Here is a 4,204-nt window from a genome sequence, read left to right as displayed (position 1 = left end):
GCGCATGGCAAATCTCCGTTTCGCTCGAACGGAATGTGGTGCGAAACAATTTTGAATGAAATCAACAATCGTGTATGATATTCATTCGAAAATGTTTGGGGGGTGACGGTGGAGTGGAGCGATCTCCGCATCTTCCTGGCGATCGCGCGGGAAGGAACGCTCGGCGGGGCCGGAAGGAAGCTCGGATTGAGCCAGCCGACCATGGGGCGGCGCTTGCGCGCGCTGGAGGAGGCGGTCGGTCATGCGATGTTTCAGCGTACGCCCGAAGGCTTCGTTCTTACCGACAACGGCAACCTCATGCTCCCGCACGCCGAGCAGATCGAGGAAGAGACCCTGGCGCTCGCGCGCCGTCTGAGCGGTGAGGATCACGGACTCGGCGGCAATGTGCGCATCTCATGCTCGGAATGGTTTGGCACCTTCATGCTTGCGCCGGTGCTGGCCGCCTTTGCCAAGGCCCACCCGCGGGTGACCATCGAGCTCGTCACCGATTCCAGGCTTTACAGTCTCTCACGACGGGAAGCCGACCTTGCCTTTCGGATCAAGCCGTTCGCCGAACCGGCCGTCATTTCGCGCAGATTGCTGCGGATTCCCTATGCGCTCTATGGCACCAAGGGCACCCGTGTACCCACGCCGGGAGACGGCAGGGGATATCGGCTGGTTACGATGGATACGGCTTTCGCCGACATGCCGGATGCGACCTGGCTCAAACACGTGTTGCCAGAGGCGGAGATCGCCTTCCGCAGCAACAATCGTGAAGCGCAGGCCCGCCTCTGCCAGCTCGGTGCCGGGCTCGCCGTCCTGCCTTGCCCGCTGGCGGACAGCCTGCCGGGTCTGAAGCGCATCGATCTCGGCGAATCCCCGCCCAGTCGCGACACTTACGTCGGATATCATCGCGACCTGCGCCGCATGCTGCGCCTTCGCACACTGCTCGATTTCGTCATTACTCAGCTCACCTCCTGAAACCGCGCGCTGTTTCCCATTGGCATGCATCGAATAGTCGCGCTCGTCACCGCGGGTGCCGCGGATGTCTGCATTTCGATTGTGGGCCAGCAGAACGCCGTTCCCGCGAGCGACGAGGTTCCGCCGGAACGGCCGGCTGGAGCGGACTTCGCAGCGTCGCGAGAGCAGGCCGCAAGCCAATCGCCTGATTGTCCTTCCTCTCACCTCATGATAGTCAGCCGCGCCAAAATCCATACCTGCACTTATCCGCCGGGTTGTCTGGAAAGACCGGAATATCAATGAAGAATATTTCCATAGCCGCGTTCTCCGATGCCGATCGGCGAGGGGTCCTGAATGTCATTTTGCCGATCCAGCAGGGAGAATTCGGCATTCCCGTCACCGAGGCGGATCAGCCTGATCTCGCGGACATTGCCGCGTTCTACCAGTCGGGGACTGGCGGATTCTGGGTGGCGCGAGCACATGACGAAGTTGTCGGCACGGTCGGATTGAAGGACATCGGTTCAGGGCAGGCAGCGTTGCGGAAGATGTTCGTCGCCAGCCCGTTTCGCGGCCGGGAGTTCGGCGTGGCCGGCAGGCTTCTCGACGCCTTGCTGGCGCATGCGCGCACGCGGGGCGTCACCGGGATCTTTCTCGGCACCACGGATAAATTTCTGGCGGCGCACCGGTTCTACGAAAAGAAGGGTTTTGAGGAGCTGCCAAAAGCCGACCTGCCCAGGGCCTTCCCGGTCATGGCGGTCGATTCGAAATTCTATGTCTTGAGACTGCCGTAAGGGCCGCGACGGGCACTCGGCCGGCCGACACAGCTCAGCTATCGACCTTCAGCGCGGCAATGAACGCTTCCTGCGGGATGTCGACCTTGCCGAACTGCCGCATCTTCTTCTTGCCTTCCTTCTGCTTCTCCAGAAGCTTGCGCTTGCGCGTGATGTCGCCGCCGTAGCACTTGGCCGTCACGTCCTTGCGCAGCGCGCGGACGGTTTCGCGGGCGATCACCTTGCCGCCGATCGCGGCCTGGATCGGAATCACGAACATGTGCGGCGGGATCAGCTCCTTCATCTTCTCGACCATGGCGCGGCCGCGGCCTTCGGCGCGGGTGCGATGCACCAGCATCGATAGCGCGTCGACCGGCTCGAGGTTGACCAGGATCTGCATCTTGACCAGGTCGGCCGGCTTGTAGTCGGTGAGGTGATAGTCGAACGAGGCATAGCCCTTGGAGACCGACTTCAGGCGGTCGTAGAAATCGAACACCACCTCGTTGAGCGGCAGTTCGTATTTCACCATGGCGCGATTGCCGACATAGGTGAGTTCTTTCTGATTGCCGCGTCGGTCCTGGCAGAGTTTGAGGACGCTGCCGAGATATTCGTCGGGGGTCAGGATCGTGGCTTCGATCCACGGCTCGTGGATTTCGGCGATCTTCACCACGTCGGGCATATCGATCGGATTGTGGATCTCGATCTCCTGCCCGTCGGTGAGATGCATCTTGTAGATCACGCTCGGCGCGGTCGCGATCAGGTTGAGATCGAACTCGCGGTGCAGCCGCTCCTGGATGATTTCCAGATGCAAAAGCCCGAGGAAGCCGCAGCGGAAGCCAAAGCCGAGCGCGGCGGAAGTTTCCATCTCGAACGAGAAGCTGGCGTCGTTGAGCCTGAGCTTGCCCATCGCCGCGCGAAGCGTTTCGAAATCGTCGGCGTCGACCGGGAACAGGCCGCAGAACACCACGGGGACGGCCGGTTTGAATCCCGGCAGCATGTCGGTGATCGGCTTCCTGTCGTCGGTGATGGTGTCGCCGACGCGGGTGTCCGCGACTTCCTTGATCGCGGCCGTGATGAAACCGATCTCGCCGGGGCCGAGTTCGTCGACCTGCGTCATCTTCGGCGTGAAGAAACCGACGCGCTCGACGTCATAGGCGGCGTTGGTGCCCATCATGCGGATGCGCTGGCCCTTTTTCATCACGCCGTCGACGATGCGAACCAGCACCACGACGCCGAGATAGACGTCGTACCAGCTGTCGACCAGCAGCGCCTTCAGCGACGCATTGCGGTCGCCCTTCGGCGCCGGCAGCCGGTGTACGATGGCTTCCAGCACGAGGTCGATGCCGATGCCGGTTTTCGCCGAGATCATCACCGCGTCGGAAGCGTCGATGCCGATCACGTCCTCGATCTGGCGCTTGACCTGGTCCGGTTCGGCCGCCGGGAGGTCGATCTTGTTGAGCACCGGTACGATCTCGTGGCCGGCGTCGAGCGCGTGGTAGACGTTGGCGAGCGTCTGCGCCTCGACGCCCTGGCTGGCGTCGACCACCAGCAGCGAGCCCTCGCAGGCCGCCAGCGAGCGCGACACCTCGTAGGCGAAGTCGACATGGCCGGGGGTGTCGATCAGATTGAGGATGTAGGTGTTGCCGTCCTTGGCCGGATAGGTCAGCCGCACGGTCTGCGCCTTGATGGTGATGCCGCGCTCGCGCTCGATATCCATGGAATCGAGCACCTGCTCCTTCATCTCGCGCGCCTGCAGGCCCCCGGTGGTCTGGATCAGACGGTCGGCCAGCGTCGATTTGCCATGGTCGATATGCGCAACGATGGCGAAGTTGCGGATGTTGGAAATAGGGATGGATGTCATGGGCGCGGGATAGCATTGGCACCCCGCTGCGGCAACCATAATGCGGCTTTTTGGCGGGGCTTCTTCACGCCAACCTGATTCCACTTTTGGCCAAAACGCGGTACGCACAGGCCATGTCGACTGCATCAATTTTGCCCGCGGCTTCGCGCGCGCGCCGCTGGCCGCAGATCAGGCGTTTGCCGGCGTGGCTCGCCGCGCAGGCCTCCGATCCCAAGGCCGGCCTCTGGCTGGTGATCGGCTTTGCCGCCGCCCATGCGGTGCTCTGGACCCTGATCCTGGTCAATCTCAAGGCGGCGCAGGACGTCCATATGGACGTCGCGGAGGCCTTCGCCTGGGGCCAGAAGTTCCAGTTCGGCTATGGCAAGCATCCGCCGCTCTCGGGATGGGTCGCCGGCCTCTGGTTCAAGCTGTTTCCCGTCGCCAACTGGTCGACCTACGCGCTGGCGATGGCGACGGTCGGTTGCGGCCTCGTGATTTTCTGGCTGATCGCGCTGCGCGTGGTGGATCGCCGCCGCGCCTTCTTCGTCGTGGTGATGCTGGCGCTCTATCCGATCTTCAACTTCAAGGGTTTCAAGTACAATCCGGACCTGCTGCAGCTGGTGACGCTGCCGCTATTGGTGCTGGCCTATCTCGA

At 62.5% G+C, this 4,204-nt stretch carries 5 protein-coding genes; 3 read left to right on the top strand and 2 right to left on the bottom strand.

From position 1 onward, the window contains the following. Nucleotides 1-203, bottom strand: a 203-nt coding sequence (locus Q7U29_RS09065) for a hypothetical protein (RefSeq protein WP_304740591.1), incomplete at its 3' end; no start/stop codon positions are given. On the opposite strand from Q7U29_RS09065, the gene Q7U29_RS09060 reads away from it, so the two are divergent. Next, nucleotides 109-960, top strand: a complete 852-nt coding sequence (locus Q7U29_RS09060; RefSeq protein WP_304740589.1) for a LysR family transcriptional regulator — start codon at nt 109-111, stop codon at nt 958-960. The two genes, Q7U29_RS09065 and Q7U29_RS09060, sit on opposite strands and share 95 nt — an antisense overlap. 278 nt (nt 961-1,238) lie before the next feature. After that, a complete protein-coding gene (locus tag Q7U29_RS09055) occupies nt 1,239-1,730 on the top strand; it encodes a GNAT family N-acetyltransferase (RefSeq protein ID WP_304740587.1) in 492 nt (163 codons plus the stop codon). Nucleotides 1,731-1,764: 34 nt separating this feature from the next. Here Q7U29_RS09055 and lepA read toward each other — a convergent pair whose 3' ends face one another. Further along, a complete protein-coding gene (gene lepA, locus Q7U29_RS09050) occupies nt 1,765-3,570 on the bottom strand; it encodes a translation elongation factor 4 (RefSeq protein ID WP_304740585.1) in 1,806 nt (601 codons plus the stop codon). A gap of 113 nt (nt 3,571-3,683) precedes the next feature. Here lepA and Q7U29_RS09045 point away from each other — a divergent pair. After that, a partial coding sequence (locus tag Q7U29_RS09045) for a glycosyltransferase family 39 protein (protein WP_304740583.1) occupies nt 3,684-4,204 on the top strand: 521 nt, incomplete at its 3' end.

Source organism: Bradyrhizobium sp. (assembly GCF_030654605.1).
Classification (GTDB): domain Bacteria; phylum Pseudomonadota; class Alphaproteobacteria; order Rhizobiales; family Xanthobacteraceae; genus Bradyrhizobium.
This window is presented reverse-complemented; position numbering and strand designations above follow the sequence as displayed.